A 17,875-nucleotide genomic window follows, 5' to 3' on the forward strand; every position below is an offset into this window, starting at 1 on the left:
CACGGAATGGTAAATCGATCCGATACAAAAACAAGAATACTGGATGCTGCAGAAAAGTTATTTGCAGAGAGGGGCTTTTCAGAAACCTCCTTACGTCTGATCACCAGTAAGGCTGAAGTCAATCTTGCTTCAGTAAATTATCATTTTGGTTCAAAAAAAGAGTTAATACGGGCTGTTTTAGCGCGTTATCTCGATGTTTTTATGCCTGCAGCCTCGTCTGAAATAGTGAGTCTACAGAGCTCTAACAAAGATGCATCGCTTAATGATATTTTTTCAACCTTAGTCAAACCTTTGTTAGACCTAAATCAACTAAGGTCGGAGGGTACCCGTACCTTCTTACAACTACTTGGCAGAGGCTATATCGAGAGTCACGGGCATCTCATGTGGTTTATCACCACGCATTACGGTGACCATCTCACTCAATTTGTAAAAGCGGTGGTCGACAGTGCGCCTCATATTCCTCCCGCGGAGATGTTTTGGCGCTTACACTTTACCTTAGGCACTGTGGTCTTCACCATGGCCTCGGCGGATGCATTAACAGAAATCGCGGCTGCTGATTTCGGTGAACATAATGATATCGAAGCCGTTATACGTAAAGTTATTCCTTATATTTCAGCAGGTGTGGCGGTTCCGGTAACGGCTTAGCCTCAATAGAACAAAAGGTAAAATCATGACTCTGTTTATACTTGCACTCTTGATTATTATTGTGCTCTTTGGTGTCAAAAATATCAGGATGCAGTTGGTCACGCGTCCTGTCTTTTCTTTTTTTAAGCAGGTCCTCCCGCCTTTATCCGATACAGAGAAGGAAGCCATGGAGGCCGGCGATGTTTGGTGGGAAGGTGAGCTTTTCAGAGGTAAACCCAACTGGGAAATTTTACATAGTTATGGCAAGCCTACGCTCACTGCAGAAGAACAAGCCTTTCTCGACAATCAGGTAGTGACTGCGCTGACTATGATCGATGATTATGACATAGTACAAAAACGCAAAGATCTGCCACCTGAACTTTGGCAATATTTTAAGGATGAAGGTTTCTTCGCCTTGATCATTCCTAAGCAGTATGGCGGCAAAGCCTTCTCTGCTTATGCTAACTCGACCATAGTCAGTAAGCTCGCCAGTCGCAGCGTCAGTGCTGCTGTTACTGTGATGGTGCCTAACTCTTTAGGTCCAGGCGAACTGCTCACCCATTACGGTACACAGGAACAGAGAGAGCACTGGTTACCTAAACTGGCCAGTGGTGAAGCTATACCCTGTTTTGCCCTGACGGGACCTGAGGCTGGATCCGACGCCGGTGCGATTCCCGATGAAGGTATCGTCTGTCGTCAGGAGTTTGAAGGCGAAGAGGTTCTGGGCCTTAAACTTAACTGGGATAAGCGCTATATCACCTTAGCCCCTGTGGCGACAGTACTTGGTCTGGCCTTCCAGATGCGTGACCCTGACGCCTTGTTAGGTGATAAAGAGGCCCTGGGGATCACCTGCGCCCTGATCCCTACAGATCACGCTGGTGTGAAGATAGGGCAGAGACATAACCCGCTCAACATGGCATTCATGAATGGCACCACTCAAGGGGAAGATGTCTTCATTCCTTTGGATTGGATCATAGGTGGACCTCAATATGCTGGCCGTGGTTGGCGCATGTTGGTGGAATGCTTATCTGCAGGGCGGGGAATATCATTACCTGCACTGGCGACGGCCTCTGGTCACACGGCGACGAAAACAACCACAGCCTATAGCTATGTCAGGCATCAGTTTGGCCTTTCTATTGGTAATTTTGAAGGTGTGCAAGAGGCGCTTGCACGCATCATAGCGAATACCTACCAGTTAGAAGCGGCGAGACGCCTGACGACAACGGGTATCGATCTGAAAGTGAAGCCATCGGTAGTGACGGCGATTGCAAAATATCATATGACGGAGATGAGCCGTGATGTGCTTAATGATGCCATGGATATTCAATCGGGTAAGGGGATTCAACTCGGCCCGAAAAACTATCTGGGTCACCCTTATATGGCGAACCCCATCTCAATTACGGTTGAAGGGGCGAATATTCTGACTCGCAGCCTGATGATATTCGGTCAGGGGGCGACTCGTTGCCATCCATACGTGCTTGCTGAAATGGAAACTGCGGCGATGGACGACAATGAGGCCGCATTGGAACGCTTCGACTCGCTTTTACTCAATCATATCGGCTATGCGGCCCGTAATGCATTCAGTTCGGTGTTTTGTGCGTTAACGGCCAGTCGTTTTAATCCGACTCCGGTGAGTGGTGAGACACAGCAATATTATAAAGATATGTCGAGACTCTCATCGGCGTTAGCCTTTATGACCGATGTCTCTATGTTGATCATGGGGGGGGATCTAAAGCGAAAAGAGATGTTATCGGCCAGGATGGGGGATGTGCTCAGTGAGCTCTATTTAGGCTCTGCCACCCTGAAAATGTTCGAAGATAACGGTCGTCAGCATGATGATCTTCCTGCGGTGCGCTATGTGATGGCGACTCGATTACATAAAGCGGCGAAAGCTTTGGAAGGTGTACTACGTAATTTTCCTAACCGTCTAGTTGCTTGGGTGATGAGAGCACTGATATTCCCTCTGGGCAACCATTTTAAAGGTGTGACTGACAAGATGGCCATCGATCTGGTTCAAGGCATGTTAAAGCCTGGACCGGCACGGGATCGTATTACCTTCTTATGTCCAGAATTCGAGGGGGATACCAGTGGTATTGCCGAAGTTGAAGCCGCTTTTATCGCACAGTTTAACTGTAAGCAGATCCATAAGAAGATCAAAACGGCCCAGAGAAGCGGGGCTTTACCTAAGAAGATGAGTAATCTGCCTCTATTTCAACTCGCCCATGAGACACAAGTTATCGATGCGGTTGAATTGGAGTCGGTACTTGCTGCCGATAAACTGAGGCTGGCTGCAATCAATGTCGATGATTTCAGTTCATTGTAATTGCATCGAATACTAGCCTAAAAACAAAAAAGGGCACGCTTTTGCGTGCCCTTTTGCTGAAGGAGGAGAGATTATGCGACGATCAACACTTTACAGGTATTGGTTCCGCCAATCGTTTCCATCGAATCACCTTTAGTCATCAGCACCATGTCACCGCTCTTGAGGTAACCAGCAGCCGTTAGTGTTTCCAATGCTTTACGAGCTACGTCTTCGGGACTAAAATTGCTAGAGTCGAAATGTACTGCTTGTACACCGCGATATACGGCCATCTTGGCTAATGTCACTTCATGGCGTGATAAAGCAAAAATAGGCAAAGCTGAGCTGATACGAGACATCAATTGAGGAGTCGCACCGGACTCAGTTAACGCAACAATAGCCTTGATACCTTTAAGGTGGTTTGCCGCATACATGGTCGATAGCGCGATAGTTTCTTCAATAGAATCGAAACTTTGATCGAGTCTATGTTTAGATATTTGTACACTTGGGTGTAATTCTGCACCGAGACAGACTTCAGCCATCGCCTTGACGGTTTCTTCCGGGAAGTCACCCGCCGCAGTTTCTGCCGATAACATCACAGCATCTGTACCATCGAGCACCGCGTTAGCCACATCCATGACTTCAGCACGAGTTGGCATTGGGCTGGTGATCATAGACTCCATCATCTGAGTCGCCGTGATCACGCTCTTGTTAAGCTGGCGCGCTCGGCTGATGAGTTTCTTCTGTACGGCAACGAGTGCAGGGTCACCAATTTCGACACCGAGATCACCACGGGCTACCATGACAATGTCGGATGCTCTGATCACATCATCCATAGCTTCGTCTGTCGCAACCGCTTCCGCGCGTTCAACTTTAGACACAATAAGTGCCTTACAGCCGGCTTTAAGGGCGAGTTCACGTGCATAATCAAGATCTGCACCGGTACGAGGGAAAGAAACGGCAAGGTAATCAACTTGAATTTCGGCAGCGGTAATAATATCGCGCTTATCTTTCTCGGTTAGCGCTGCTGCAGATAGACCACCACCTTGCTTATTGATACCCTTGTTATTCGATAATGGTCCGGCAACGGTGACTATAGTGTGTACCTTATTGTCTTCAATACGTTCGACCCTTAGCTGTACACGGCCATCGTCTAACATAAGAATATCACCGTTACTGACATCGTTTGGCAACTCTTTATAGTCGATACCTACGTGATTCTCATCGCCTTCACCCTTAGGTAGATCAGCATCTAGGACAAAGCTTTGACCTAGGTCTAGCTGAACTTTTTTGTTGTCTTTAAAGGTTGAAACACGAATTTTAGGACCTTGAAGATCACCCATAATAGCGACATGAACACCGAGTTCCGCGGCTATTCTGCGTGTATCTTTAGCACGTCTGATGTGATCTTCAGCTGAGCCGTGGGAGAAGTTTAATCGAACTACATTAGCGCCAGCTTTTATGATGCGGCGTAAGTTATCATCGCGGTCGGTAGCGGGACCCAAAGTGGTTACAATTTTGGTTCTGCGGAACATGACATACTCCGTTAAGTTTTAAATAAATTCTGACACTATATTAACAGAGGATTTGATTTTATGTAGGAAACTTACAAACAAAATGATCTAAAACAATATAATGATTTTGTGAACTGAGACTGAAAATGGAGCGTAAAAAGGCAGTAAACAGAAAGTTGTACTGCCGTGGAGGCCAAAGAAAGTCAGTTACAGGAGAGAATCTTTGTCTATCCTTGATTCTTTTAACACCTCTTTGACTCGCTTTAAACTCTCTCTGAAGCGAGGGCCGCGGCGTAAAGTAAAGCCGGTCGCTAATACATCAATGAGGACCAACTGTGCCAAGCGCGATGCCATGGGCAGGTACATATCCGTATCTTCGGGCACTTCCATTGTCAGTGGCAGTGTACATTCATTCGATAGTGGTGAATGTTGGGTTGTTATGCCTATGACGGCTGCGCCATTTTCACGGGCAAGTCTGGCGATATCAATCATAGATTTGGTTCTGCCTGTATGTGAGATAAGCACGAAAACGTCACCCTCTCCACTGTTGATACAGCTCATCCGTTGCATTAAAACGTCATCGAAACAGATGACGGGTACGTTGAATCGAAAAAACTTATTCTGTGCATCATGGGCCACAGAGGCCGAGGCACCAAGACCAAAGAAAGAGATCTTTTTAGCCTGGGTCAGAATATCGACAGCCTTATTGATGGCACAGATATCTATGCTCTGCCTGGCAGTGTCGAGAGAAGCCATTGATGATTCGAATATTTTTGTCGTATAGGCATCAGTAGTGTCATCTTCTTCCACATGACGGCTGACATAGGGCGTCCCATTAGCTAAACTTTGAGCTAGGTGGAGTTTAAAGTCCGGGAAGCCCTTGGTGTCTAAGCGACGACAGAAGCGGTTAACGGTGGGCTCACTCACGTCGGCCATCTTGGCAAGAGTGGCGATACTTGAGTGGATCGCCGTTTGCGGAGAAGCCAAAATAACCTCTGCAACTTTGCGCTCTGATTTACTGAAATTGGTGAGGCTTTTTTGGACCTTTTCTAGGGTATTCATATGCGTATGTCCAATCGAAAAAAAGATGTAATTTTATTATTTCTTTTCTGTCATTTTGGAAAGCTTCTGAAATGAGAAACTTGACCCGTATGACGGATTATAACTTTGCTGTGATTAAAAGTGTCTAGTGTATATAGTAAATTAATCACGAAAAGCATACCAGATTATAGGGTGAGATGCCTAGTGTACTAACTAGGCGTTATTTTGCAAAATTAAGATGCAAAAAACATTTTCTGTTGTTATATTACAACAAATACGTAGAATTCATATCGATTCGATTGAACACAGTGAGATAGGAGGTTGAGAAGCTATGGGCATAACAACACCAGAAGCCAAAGCTTGTGATTTTGTATTATTTGGTACTAAAGGTGATTTAGCGCGGCGTAAATTATTTCCCTCTTTATATCAATTAGACAAAGCTGGGCTACTGAATGTCGACACTAAAGTGATTGGCGTAGCGAAAGATGCCTTTACTCAAGAAGAATTTAAAGAGCTAGTCAACAAGGCTTTGAATGTTTTTGTGAAAGAGGAGCTTTGTGAGGAGACTGTTAAGCGCTTCTTACAACGATGCCATTATATAGGGACTAACTTTACTGAGTCTGAAGGTTACAAAGCTTTCCATGACATACTCGAGCCCGAGAAAAGGGTGATGGTCAGTTATTTTGCCACGCCACCCGCTGTCTTCGGTGATATCTGTCGCTGTCTTAATGAGCAAAACCTGATCTATCCCGATTCACGTGTCGTGTTAGAAAAGCCCATAGGTTACGATCTCGAATCTTCTAAAATCATCAACGACAATGTTTCTGCCTTCTTCAATGAAAATCAAATCTACCGTATCGATCACTATCTAGGTAAAGAAACCGTTCAAAATCTTATCGCATTGCGTTTTGCCAATTCATTGTTTGCCTCAAAATGGGATAACCGCAGTATAGACCATGTACAGATCACCGTTGCCGAAGAGGTAGGTATCGAAGGTCGTTGGGGTTACTTCGATAAGGCGGGTCAGATGCGTGACATGATCCAGAATCATCTGTTGCAGGTACTGACACTGGTCGCCATGGACCCTCCATTAGACTTAGATGCCGACAGCATACGTGATGAAAAAGTGAAAGTGCTCAAATCACTTCGTCCTATCAATTCAGATAATATCTATGAGAATACGGTTCGTGGTCAATATACTTCCGGATTTTTGCAAGGTTCATCTGTCCCCGGCTACCTCGAAGAAGAGGGCGCAAATACTCAGTCTAATGCTGAGACGTTCGTTGCCTTAAGGATTGATATCGATAACTGGCGTTGGGCTGGGGTGCCTTTCTATCTTCGCACTGGTAAACGTATGCCAGCCAAGAGTTCTGAAATTGTGGTTTATTTCAAGAATCCCCCACATAACCTTTATAGTTCCAGCTATAGGAATCTACCACCAAATAAATTGACCATTCGACTTCAGCCTCACGAAGGTATCGAAATTCAGATGATGAACAAGGTTCCGGGTCTGGAGCAAAAGCAGCGACTACAGACGACCAAACTTGATTTAAGCTTCTCTGAAACCTTTAAAAATGAGCGTATCGCAGATGCTTATGAGCGCTTGTTACTCGAAGCTATGTTGGGTAATCAAGCGTTATTTGTGCGTCGTGATGAGGTCGAGCAGGCCTGGACTTGGGTCGATGGAATCATTCAAGCTTGGGAAGATAGCAACGAGAAACCAAAACCCTATCCTGCCGGCAGTTGGGGCCCAGTTGCATCAGTGGCTTTGATAGCGAAAGACGGACGTTCTTGGGATGAGTAAGAGGATATAGTCATGATTAAAGAAAGTGTGTTTAAATCATTTGATGATAAGACTTCATTGGAAAATCAGCTAGCGGAACGTATTGCGAAACAACTGCAGCAAGCGGTGGATAACCGTGGTCAGGCGAGTCTGATTGTTTCTGGTGGTTCGACTCCGGTAAAACTCTTTCAACTGTTAAGTCATAAGAATGTTGAATGGAGTGAGGTGTACATCACCTTGGCGGATGAGCGTTGGGTTGATATCGATTCCGATGCTTCTAATGAAAAGTTGGTCAGGACTCACCTGTTACAAAATAAGGCCCAGACCGCCAAATTCCGCGGTCTTAAAAATATGTTCTCTTCACCGGAAGAGGGTTGTGCAATGACCATTGAACAACTGGCTAATTTCCCTAGTCCATTCGATGTTGTCGTGCTGGGGATGGGTAATGACGGTCATACTTGCTCCTGGTTCCCATGCTCTAAGGAGATAGAAGAAGCGCTATCGACGGAGCAGTTATGCGTGGCGGTCACCCCAGGTTCAGCACCTCACCCGAGGCTGTCTCTGTCAAAAACGGCGATCTTGGCCAGTCGTCAAATATACCTACATATCGTTGGTGAGCAGAAGTTAGCTGTTTATCGTCAAGCGCTTGAAAATGAAGACGCGAACACTATGCCAATCAGAGCCGTATTGGCACAACATAAGACACCAGTCGACGTTTACTGGAGCACTTAAGGAGTTATTATGCACGCAGTTGTACAAGCTGTCACCGATAGGATTATCGAACGCAGTAAAGTGTCGCGGGCTAAATACCTGGCGGCACTCGACGAAGCAAAACAAAAGGGTGTTCATCGCAGCTCTTTGAGTTGTGGTAACTTGGCCCATGGATTTGCCGCCTGTAAGCCCGATGATAAGCAATCAATTAAAGGTTTAACTAAGGCTAATATAGGCATAGTCACGTCGTTCAATGACATGCTCTCGGCTCACCAGCCCTATGAAACCTACCCGGATCTATTGAAGCAAGCTTGCGCCGAAGTCGGTAGCGTGGCTCAGGTTGCCGCTGGCGTGCCAGCCATGTGTGACGGTGTGACTCAAGGCCAGCCCGGCATGGAACTCAGTCTTCTAAGTCGCGAAGTGATCGCCATGTCCACCGCAATAGGCTTGTCGCATAATATGTTCGATGGTGCCTTACTGCTGGGAATTTGCGATAAGATCGTACCTGGTCTGTTGATCGGCGCACTCAGTTTCGGCCATCTACCTATGTTATTCGTGCCAGCCGGCCCGATGAAATCGGGTATCCCCAATAAAGAGAAGGCGCGTATTCGGCAGAAGTTTGCTCAAGGTCAGGTAGACAGAGCTGAGCTACTCGAAGCTGAATCGGCCTCTTATCACAGTGCCGGTACTTGTACTTTCTACGGTACGGCTAATAGTAACCAGTTGATGCTTGAAGTCATGGGACTGCAGTTGCCAGGCTCCTCGTTTGTCAATCCAGACGACCCATTAAGAGAAATATTAAGCAAAACGGCTGCAAAGCAAGTATGTCGCCTGACTGAGATGGGCAAGCAATACTCGCCCATCGGTGAGCTTGTAAACGAGAAATCCATCGTGAACGGCATCGTCGCGTTACTGGCCACAGGCGGTTCGACTAACCTGACCATACATATTGTTGCGGCGGCGCGTGCCGCCGGAGTCATAGTCAACTGGGATGATTTCTCAGAGCTATCAGATGCTGTGCCCCTAATTGCCCGCGTGTATCCAAATGGTCATGCGGACATCAACCATTTCCACGCTGCCGGCGGCATGGCTTTCTTAATCAAAGAGCTACTCGATGCAGGGATGCTCCATGAAGATGTCAACACTGTTGCCGGTCATGGACTTCGTCGTTATACCCAAGAGCCTAGATTGATCGATGGTGAAATCAAGTGGGTAGAAGGTCAAGTCACGAGTCTGGACACTGAAGTATTGACTTCGGTCGCTCAGCCTTTCCAGGCCAACGGTGGTTTGAAACTGTTAAAAGGTAATTTAGGACGAGCTGTCATCAAGGTGTCGGCCGTATCTGAGCAACATAGAGTGGTAGAGGCTCCGGCCGTTGTCATCGATGATCAAAATAAACTCGAAGCCATCTTTAAAGCCGGCGATCTCGACAAGGACTGTGTGGTTGTCGTTAAGGGACAGGGCCCTAAGGCTGTTGGTATGCCTGAGTTACATAAGCTCACTCCAATACTTGGCACACTTCAAGATCGCGGTTTCAAGGTTGCGCTATTGACCGACGGTCGTATGTCTGGTGCTTCGGGGAAAGTCCCCGCTGCCATCCATCTGACGCCAGAAGCACTCGATGGTGGTTTGATAGCCAAGGTGAAATCCGGTGATATGATCCGTGTCGATGCGCTGACTGGCGAGCTAACTCTGTTAGTCAGTGACGCCGAATTGGCGACGCGCGAGGCGGAAAAAGTAGAGCTTCGTAAAACAAGTTATGGTATGGGCCGAGAATTATTCGGTGCATTAAGATCAAATTTAAGTAGTCCTGAAACGGGTGCTCGCTGTACCAGTGCCATCGATGAAATCTATTAAAAGGAAGAGTAAATAATGCCTGAGAATAACTGGTCATTACAACCACAAGATATTTTTAAACGTAGTCCAATTGTTCCTGTCATGGTGATCAATAAGATAGAAGATGCAGTTCCATTGGCTAATGCGCTTGTTGCCGGTGGGATCAGTGTACTGGAAGTGACCTTACGCACCCCTTGTGCGCTAGAAGCTATCACAAAAATTGCTAAGGAAGTTCCTGATGCACTTGTCGGTGCGGGCACTATCTTAAATGAAGAACAACTACAGCAAGCTGTCGATGCAGGTGCTCAATTTATTATCACACCCGGTGCGACACCTAGTCTACTTAAAGCGGCAATGGCAGGGAGTATTCCCTTGATACCGGGTGTTGCCAGTATCTCTGAAGTGATGGTGGGTATGTCATTTGGTTATACCAATTTCAAGTTCTTCCCGGCCGAAGCATCGGGCGGAGTCAATGCCCTCAAGGCCTTCTCTGGTCCACTTGCAGATATTCGTTTCTGCCCGACAGGTGGGATCACGCCGAGCAGTTACCGTGATTACCTGGCGCTTAAGAATGTTGATTGTATTGGTGGTAGCTGGATAGCGCCAACGGATGCGATGGAGCAGGGTGATTGGGCTCGTATAACCGCTCTCTGTAAAGAAGCCATTAGCGGCATAAAGCCTAGCTAGATAATAAGCCACTAGTGGCTTATAGCAGAAATAAGCTAAAGGCTCATTCCTAGCGTGTAAATCAATGATGAAAGGCTGCCTAAATGGCAGCTTTTTTTATACTTAATGCAAATGAAATAAACAATATTGTTGTACTTCACAAGTTAAAATAAAAGAGAATAAGCCTATATACCTTGATAGGCAAACTATACTAAAATAATTATGTTTGATTATCAAAGTATTTTACCGGACGCTCGGTCTGTACAAATTAACATCAGGTTGGTTGTGCATGCAAGGTCGTTTGCGATAGACCCGGTTATTTTCATTTAATTTTCCATCTGATTAAGGTTTAAGATGAATAAAATAAGTCAGGCTTCAGAAAAATGGCAACACACACATAATTTTTCTTCGGTCAGTGATGCCGGAGAGCGTAATACTCGATATGTGCTCTACTTGACTGTGGTGACCATGGTTGTAGAAATCGTTGCAGGAACCGTTTATGGCTCGATGGCATTACTGGCCGATGGCTGGCATATGGGTACCCATGCAGCCGCATTTACAATCGCGCTTTTTGCTTATCATTATGCAAGAAAACATGCCAATAACCCGGAATTTTCCTTTGGTACGGGGAAAGTTAGTGTATTAGGTGGCTTTACTAGCGCCATTGCCCTAGGAATGGTGGCGCTCATCATATTAGTTGAGTCGGTTATGCGAGTCTTTAATCCACATCAGATTCACTTTAACGAAGCTATCTTGGTTGCCATTATTGGACTTACCGTGAATGTGATCAGTGTTTTCTTATTAAAAGACCATCACACACACGATCATTCACATGAGGATTCTCATAATCACAGCGCTGAGGATGCTCATGAACATACTCAGACTCATGATCATAATTTAAAAGCAGCGTATTTTCATGTACTTGCGGATGCGCTGACGTCGATACTCGCCATTGGAGCCTTATTACTGGGTAAATTTTATGGATTGAACTGGCTTGATCCTATTATGGGGATCGTCGGCTCGATTATCATCACCAGGTGGGCCTGGCAGTTATTAAAACAAACGGCACCGATACTGTTAGATGCAAGTATTGAAAATGACTACAAACAGGAGATAGTCCAGGCTATCGAGTCTGATACTCAAGATGAAATTTCGGATATTCATGTATGGCGGATCAGCGCCGATCACTATGCTGCAGAAATTGCCATAGTAACAACAGCGCCCCAAGATACCGTTTTTTACAAAGATAAATTGAGTTCGTTTACCCGTCTTAACCATTTGACCATTGAAGTTAATGCCTCAAATCAGGCAGAATGTAGCGGGTGAAGTTAATATGTGCTTATGGCGGATCGTCATAAGCACATACATAGTGCAGTGATCATATTAAGAGAAGCAAATGAAGTCTACTGAAGATCAGTTAAATCATGTCATGGTTGAATTCTATGAAAAACTTTCTTCCTGGGAGCAGGCCGTGGTGAAAGATAATGGCTACAGTCTGCCACAAATACATACGGTAGAGATCTTAGGCGGCCATGGTCCTTTGAGGATGAAGGAGCTGGCAGAGAAACTTGGGGTAACCACAGGTACACTGACGGTACAAATAGATAAGATGGTTAAATCTGATCTGGTGACTCGTATGCCCCACGAGTCAGATCGACGCTCAATTTTAGTTGCACTCACGGAGCAAGGACAAGAGTTGTATCTAGAACATGATGCTTTACATCTGCAACTTACGGGAGAGCTTACGGCTGAGTTTTCTGATGCAGAGAGAATACAACTGCTTAGCTTTATGAAGCGTATTAATGCCGAATTTTAGTATCCTCCTTGATAGTCGATGTAACTTCTCGTTAAGCTAAAACTCCTCCGCTTCTTCGTGGACAAGGTTATTTGTATTTACACACATTTTTTTCACAGCGCTAGAGCTAAACTTAATTATTGTTTAGCTTAGTGTCGTCTTTGATGGCTTGCACTAAGCATTAGGCTGCAATTTTTACTAACTGCATTCTTGTCTTTATCATCTAGTGAGTGAGAATCTGTGTGCTAATTCGTTTAAAAAACCCAACAGTCATTCAATTTACCCTATTTATCTCCATTTTCTATGTTGCTGTATTTAACATTCCATTTTTTAGAATTGTACAAATAGGCATAGAAAAACAGGGGGAAGTGGATCCTCTGTTCATTGCAACGATTCCTATTTTTTTAATTTTTTCCTTGAGTTTTATCTTCTCATTATTTAGCGTTAAATATCTGTTAAAGCCTTTCTTTATTGGTGTCACCTTGCTCTCCTCCTGTGTATTTTTCGCGGCGCTGCAATACGGTGTCGTGTTTGATTATGGGATGATTGAAAACACGCTGCAGACAAATTCTGCTGAGGCATTTACCTATATTAATTTTTCCTCTGTGGTTAACTTTTTATTAACAGGTTTATTGCCTTCCTACTTGATATTAAAACTGAATATCAGGTATAAACCTGTGTTAGTGGAGCTATTATACAAATTTGCATTCATGTTGTTAATGCTCATTGGAATAGGGGTTATAGGTTTCTTTTATTATCAAAATTATGTGTCTTTTGGTCGAAATAACGATGAGCTGAAACGTTTCATCATACCGACTTATGTACTCGGTTCGATAGCTAAATATACTAATATGAACTATCTACAGACTCCTCTAGAGTATAAGCAGATAGGTTTAGATGCGGTTAACGAGACTCAAGACACTAACAAGAAACCTAACCTAGTGGTGATGGTTCTTGGTGAAACGGCCAGATCGATGAACTATGAATATTACGGTTATGATAAATCCACTAACACGTACACAAAACCATACGGCCTAACAGCATTTATGAATACCACGTCGTGTGGGACGGCCACCGCAGTTTCTGTGCCTTGTATGTTTTCTAATATGAGTCGTAAAGACTATGACGCCCGGGAAGCCAAGGCACAAGACGGTGTCATGGATGTATTACAACATGGCGGCATACAACTGCTTTGGCTCGATAATGACAGTGGCTGTAAAGGGGTATGCGATAGAGTGCCGCATCTGATCGTTAAGTTAGACAATGATTCTAAGCTTTGTAATGGACAGTACTGTTTTGATCAGGTGCTGTTAAATGAATTGGATAAAGCACTGGCAGAGCTTAAGCACAAGGATAGCTTACTGGTATTACATATCATAGGCTCTCATGGGCCGACATATTACTTACGCTATCCGGAGGAGCACAGACAGTTTTCCTCGGATTGTCAAAGAAGTGATATTCAAAACTGCAGTGATGAAGAGTTGATGAACACCTATGATAATACCATTCTTTATACCGACTATATTGTTGCCCAAGTCATCGAGAAGCTCATGTCTGAGCAGGAGAGATACGATACTGGGATGATCTATGTGTCGGACCATGGGGAATCTCTGGGTGAAAAAGGCATGTACCTCCATGGCGCACCTTATGCTATAGCCCCCGATGAACAGATACATATCCCTATGTTGACCTGGTTTTCTGATGACTTTGCCGCTGAAAATAATTTAGACCTAACATGTCTCAAGGCTAAGGCTCGAGTAGGTGGTTTTTCCCATGACAATATTTTTGATTCTTTACTCGGGATAATGAACATAAAATCAGTTGTATACGATAAAAGATTGGATATATTCAGCTCATGTAGGCTGCCTAAGTAAGTAGTTAACAAAGAGGATGGCAATATCCTCTTTGTTGTTTATCGTAATGCTACCCTTGCTTTATTGTGAACTTATTTCAGTTGCATATCCATCTTGATCAAGCGCTCTTCCATATCGAACGTCACGGTAAAACCAAGGCGTTTGGCCAGATTTGCCATGCTACGATTCTCAAACATGGTAAATCCTGTGAGTACTTGAGTATCATTAGTCTTGTAATAAGCGATCAGTTTTTCCAATAATAGCTTACCTAAACCTTGTCCTTGATGATCACTCCTTACCGCCATGGCAAATTCAGCTTGGGTATTATCCGGATCGATCGAGGCTCGTATCGCACCTAAGGTTATCTCTTCGCCATCTTCGCCACTGGAGGTTGCAATAAAGGCCATCTCACGGGCGTAATCGATTTGAGTTAACACCGCCATCTCTTCGTGAGTCATTTTTGAGCGTACACCGAAGTAGCGTTTATACCTGTCTTCATCTGACAGCGAGTTGTCGAACGCCAGATGCTTAGGTTCATCTTCGGGTAAAATAGGCCTCAACATCACTTCTTGACCGTTTTTTAATGTAGCGACTTGTTCAAGCTCCTTAGGGTAGGGGGAAATGGCGAGACGAGAGGTGTTATCGAGAGGGTGCTCATTGAGCTGTATGCTCACGTCCAGCATAGTAATATTGTCCCCGGCACATAGCACAGGGTTAAGGTCCATACTGGCGATTTCGGGACAATCGATCACCAGATGAGATATTTGTGTCAACATCACACAGAGTGCATTCATATCCAGCCCCAAAGGAAGATGACGATCTTTAAGTTTCTTAGTCTTCAATGCTTGGATCACCATGTATCTTGCTAAGGTCATATTCAAGGGGGGCAGAGCAACCACGGCATCGGTTGCGGGATCCCACTCAGAGCCTCCTTCGCCGAGTAAGATGGCTGGTCCAAAAACAGGATCATTGATGACCGCAACACGGATCTCCTGTGCTCCGGCCGTTAATGCCATCTTCTGCACTAACAGGCCTTCGATACGAGCATCTGGATGGCTTGATAACACACGCTCTTTAATGGCAATTGCAGCCTGTATCACCTCTTCTTTACTGCTTAAGTTGAGCATGACTCCATGGACATCGGATTTATGACGAATATCGGGCGATTGCACCTTTAAGGCCACAGGATAGCCAATATTTTGTGCTATCTCAGCTGCTGAGTGAGGATCTTGGGCGACATAGGTGTCGATGGTTTTTAAGCCATAGGCACTTAAGATCTCTTGAGACTCATGGGTCTCTAAGGTTTTTCGCCCCCGTTCTTTGGCTTTAGCGAGTGCTGCTTTCGCCTTACATGCATCTGTTGGAATATTGTCAGGTATCGATTGAGGCACTTCTTGCAGGAGCTTTTGGTTTCTGCGGTACTCGACCATATGCATAAAGGCGCCAACGGCTCCTTCAGGTGTGCGGTATGTGGGCAGCCCGGCTTTATTAAAATGTTTACGTGCCTGATAAGCGGCGTCTTCGCCACTCCAGTTGGTGAGGATGTTGATCCTTTTTCTATTAGGGTGCTTAGCCACCATCTTAGTTAATTGTTCGGCTATTTCGACGCTATCTCCCAGTGCCGAAGGCGAGTGCAGTACCAAGATGGCATCGGCTAAATTGCTGTTCATCATGATTTCAACCGTCTTAGTATAACGCTCTGCGTCGGCGTCTCCGCCAATGTCTATCGGGTTTTGCCCTGACCAGGTAGAGGGCAGCAGTTGGTTGAGGGCTTGGAAAGACTCATCATCAAGTTGCACCGACTTCCCCCCCCTTAGCATGAGTTGATCTAAGGCGAGTACCGCAGGTCCGCCTCCATTAGTGATAATGGCCAACCGCTCACCGAGAAGAGGGGAGGAGTGGGCTAAGGTTTCTACGGCGGCAAAGAGTTCGATTAAGTCATTGACTCTTAGCATACCGGCGCGCCTAAACGCGGCTTCATAAACTGCATCGTTGCCCGTGCGTCCGCCAGTGTGAAGTCTGGCGGCGTTGGTCCCCTCCAGGCTACGCCCAGATTTTATCACCAATATGGGTTTGTTACGCGACGCTGCGCGTGCGGCTGAGAGGAAATGACGCTTCTCGCTGATGGAATCGATATAAAGCATGATTGCACTGGTGCGCGAGTCTCTGCCTAGATAATCGAGCAGTTCATCAAAATCGATATCTGTGGTATCACCCAGAGAAATAAAAGAGGAGAAGCCGATACCCTTATTATTGGCCCAATCGAGTACCGTCGTGCATATTGCCGCGGATTGTGACACGAAGGCTATTTTCCCTGGTAGTGCACAGGTATGGGCCAAACTGGCATTTAATCCTAAATTTGGCAGCATCATACCTAAGCTGTTTGGTCCAAGGATCCGCATGCCGTAACGCTGAGCATTATTTTTGGCCAGCGTTAGCAGATTGATGCCCATATCATTGACCTGTTGACCCATACCAGAAGCATTGATAATGGCCGTCTTACAACCAAACTGAGCTAAGGTTGCGACTATGCTTGGTACTTTGTCTGCGGCGGTACAGATAATGGCTAAATCGGGTTTCAATGGCAGAGCTTCAATATTGGGGTAGGCGAGGACACCGAGTACAGCTTGATATTTTGGGGTTACCGGCATGATAGGACCGGAAAAACCGCCCGCGAGCAAGTTCTTCATGATGATGTTACCGGCACGTTTTTCTTTATTCGATGCACCAATAATGGCTACTGATTTAGGGTTAAAGAGGCTATGTAACGTACGCTGGCTCATTAGTACTTCCTTTTATCACGGCGCGACTCACTTTCACATCAGTCACTTAAAAAATCACCTCGATAATCACATATTTAAGCAATTAGGTCTAATACCATAACGGGTCAAATTTAAAATTCATTGTGGTGATTTTGTGGTTCTCGTTTTGACTTTTATTCTATGATATTAGGCGACAATTAACTTGGCCAGTTCGCGACAATTAGCTTGTCCGGTTTTGGTCATCTTTAGGCATACATAATTCTTGAGAGATTTATATGCCTGGAAAACCCATAAACCAACTACAGGTTAACCTATATATGTCTTATCGTAATAAACCTAAACAGACTCAATCATCTGCTGCGGCAAAGGCGGGGTTTTCTTCCCGTTCAGCTAGACGAATTGATGCTGGCCAACACAACACCAGCAAATTACCACGTCAATACGCGACCAGAAAAGATCCTCTTAATGGTCTTTTCGAGCAGCATGTTGTGCCGTTGCTTGAAAAAGAACCCTCACTGCAGCCCATTACATTATTCGAAAAACTAGAGGAAATCGCACCGGGGCAATTGGAGCGCTCACAGCTACGCACTTTACAACGCCGAATTAAGACATGGCGCGTCATACACGGGCCTGAGCAAGACGTCATTTTCAGGCAGAAACATACGCCGGGGGCAATGGGCATTTCTGACTACACTTGGGCCAACGAGCTAAATATAACCCTCGCTGGCAACACATTTAAGCACAAGCTTTATCATTACCGTTTGGTGTTCAGTGGCTGGACCTATGTCGAGGTTGTACTCGGTGGTGAAAGTTTTGAGTCACTGTCATCAGGGCTTCAAAATGCTTTTTGGCAGAGTGGTGGCGTGCCACTCACCCACCGTACAGACAGCTTAAGCGCTGCATTTAAAAACCACACCGAAGCTGAAGTTCTGACAGAACGCTACACCAAGTTATGCACACATTACGGGGTAAAAGCCACTCGAAACAACAA

General features: G+C 45.3%; 12 protein-coding genes and 1 pseudogene. 10 read left to right on the forward strand and 3 right to left on the reverse strand.

Annotation, left to right across the window (positions count from 1 at the left end; genetic code table 11):
- Window positions 1-6: 6 nt before the first annotated feature.
- Window positions 7-645 carry a TetR/AcrR family transcriptional regulator gene (locus KT99_RS16610; protein ID WP_005502305.1) on the forward strand — a complete coding sequence of 213 codons (639 nt, stop codon included), beginning with the start codon at window positions 7-9 and terminating at the stop codon, window positions 643-645.
- Between the two features lie 25 nt (window positions 646-670).
- Window positions 671-2,947, forward strand: coding sequence for an acyl-CoA dehydrogenase (locus KT99_RS16615; RefSeq protein WP_005502306.1), 2,277 nt, complete (start codon window positions 671-673; stop codon window positions 2,945-2,947).
- Between the two features lie 71 nt (window positions 2,948-3,018).
- On the opposite strand, the gene pyk is transcribed toward KT99_RS16615, so the two are convergent.
- Window positions 3,019-4,458: a pyruvate kinase gene (gene pyk, locus KT99_RS16620; protein WP_005502307.1), complete on the reverse strand. Its 1,440-nt coding sequence runs from the start codon at window positions 4,456-4,458 to the stop codon at window positions 3,019-3,021.
- A 186-nt stretch (window positions 4,459-4,644) separates the two neighbouring features.
- The gene (locus KT99_RS16625) at window positions 4,645-5,499 is read right to left on the reverse strand and encodes a MurR/RpiR family transcriptional regulator (protein ID WP_005502309.1); all 855 of its coding nucleotides are present in this window, start codon (window positions 5,497-5,499) and stop codon (window positions 4,645-4,647) included.
- Between the two features lie 310 nt (window positions 5,500-5,809).
- Here KT99_RS16625 and zwf point away from each other — a divergent pair, with 310 nt between their 5' ends.
- The 7 genes from zwf (at window position 5,810) to KT99_RS16660 (ending at window position 14,143) form a co-directional block, all read left to right on the forward strand.
- Window positions 5,810-7,282, forward strand: a complete 1,473-nt coding sequence (zwf, locus tag KT99_RS16630; RefSeq protein ID WP_005502310.1) for a glucose-6-phosphate dehydrogenase — start codon at window positions 5,810-5,812, stop codon at window positions 7,280-7,282.
- Between the two features lie 12 nt (window positions 7,283-7,294).
- Window positions 7,295-7,993 (forward strand): 6-phosphogluconolactonase, encoded by a 699-nt coding sequence (gene pgl, locus KT99_RS16635; protein ID WP_005502311.1) that lies wholly within the window; start codon window positions 7,295-7,297, stop codon window positions 7,991-7,993.
- Window positions 7,994-8,002: 9 nt separating this feature from the next.
- The gene (gene edd / locus KT99_RS16640) at window positions 8,003-9,829 is read left to right on the forward strand and encodes a phosphogluconate dehydratase (protein WP_005502312.1); all 1,827 of its coding nucleotides are present in this window, start codon (window positions 8,003-8,005) and stop codon (window positions 9,827-9,829) included.
- 15 nt (window positions 9,830-9,844) lie between these two features.
- Window positions 9,845-10,495, forward strand: coding sequence for a bifunctional 4-hydroxy-2-oxoglutarate aldolase/2-dehydro-3-deoxy-phosphogluconate aldolase (locus KT99_RS16645; RefSeq protein ID WP_005502313.1), 651 nt, complete (start codon window positions 9,845-9,847; stop codon window positions 10,493-10,495).
- A gap of 333 nt (window positions 10,496-10,828) precedes the next feature.
- Window positions 10,829-11,800: a CDF family Co(II)/Ni(II) efflux transporter DmeF gene (gene dmeF, locus KT99_RS16650; RefSeq protein ID WP_005502314.1), complete on the forward strand. Its 972-nt coding sequence runs from the start codon at window positions 10,829-10,831 to the stop codon at window positions 11,798-11,800.
- A 70-nt stretch (window positions 11,801-11,870) separates the two neighbouring features.
- The gene (locus KT99_RS16655) at window positions 11,871-12,290 is read left to right on the forward strand and encodes a MarR family winged helix-turn-helix transcriptional regulator (RefSeq protein ID WP_005502315.1); all 420 of its coding nucleotides are present in this window, start codon (window positions 11,871-11,873) and stop codon (window positions 12,288-12,290) included.
- Window positions 12,291-12,511: 221 nt separating this feature from the next.
- Complete coding sequence (locus KT99_RS16660) at window positions 12,512-14,143, forward strand: phosphoethanolamine transferase (RefSeq protein ID WP_040572129.1); 1,632 nt, start codon at window positions 12,512-12,514, stop codon at window positions 14,141-14,143.
- Between the two features lie 71 nt (window positions 14,144-14,214).
- Here KT99_RS16660 and KT99_RS16665 read toward each other — a convergent pair whose 3' ends face one another.
- Window positions 14,215-16,905 carry a bifunctional acetate--CoA ligase family protein/GNAT family N-acetyltransferase gene (locus KT99_RS16665; RefSeq protein WP_005502317.1) on the reverse strand — a complete coding sequence of 897 codons (2,691 nt, stop codon included), beginning with the start codon at window positions 16,903-16,905 and terminating at the stop codon, window positions 14,215-14,217.
- Between the two features lie 296 nt (window positions 16,906-17,201).
- Between KT99_RS16665 and KT99_RS16670 the strand changes: the two are divergent.
- Window positions 17,202-17,875: pseudogene (locus KT99_RS16670) on the forward strand (IS21 family transposase); the annotation flags it as partial.

Source organism: Shewanella benthica KT99 (assembly GCF_000172075.1).
GTDB lineage: Bacteria > Pseudomonadota > Gammaproteobacteria > Enterobacterales > Shewanellaceae > Shewanella > Shewanella benthica_A.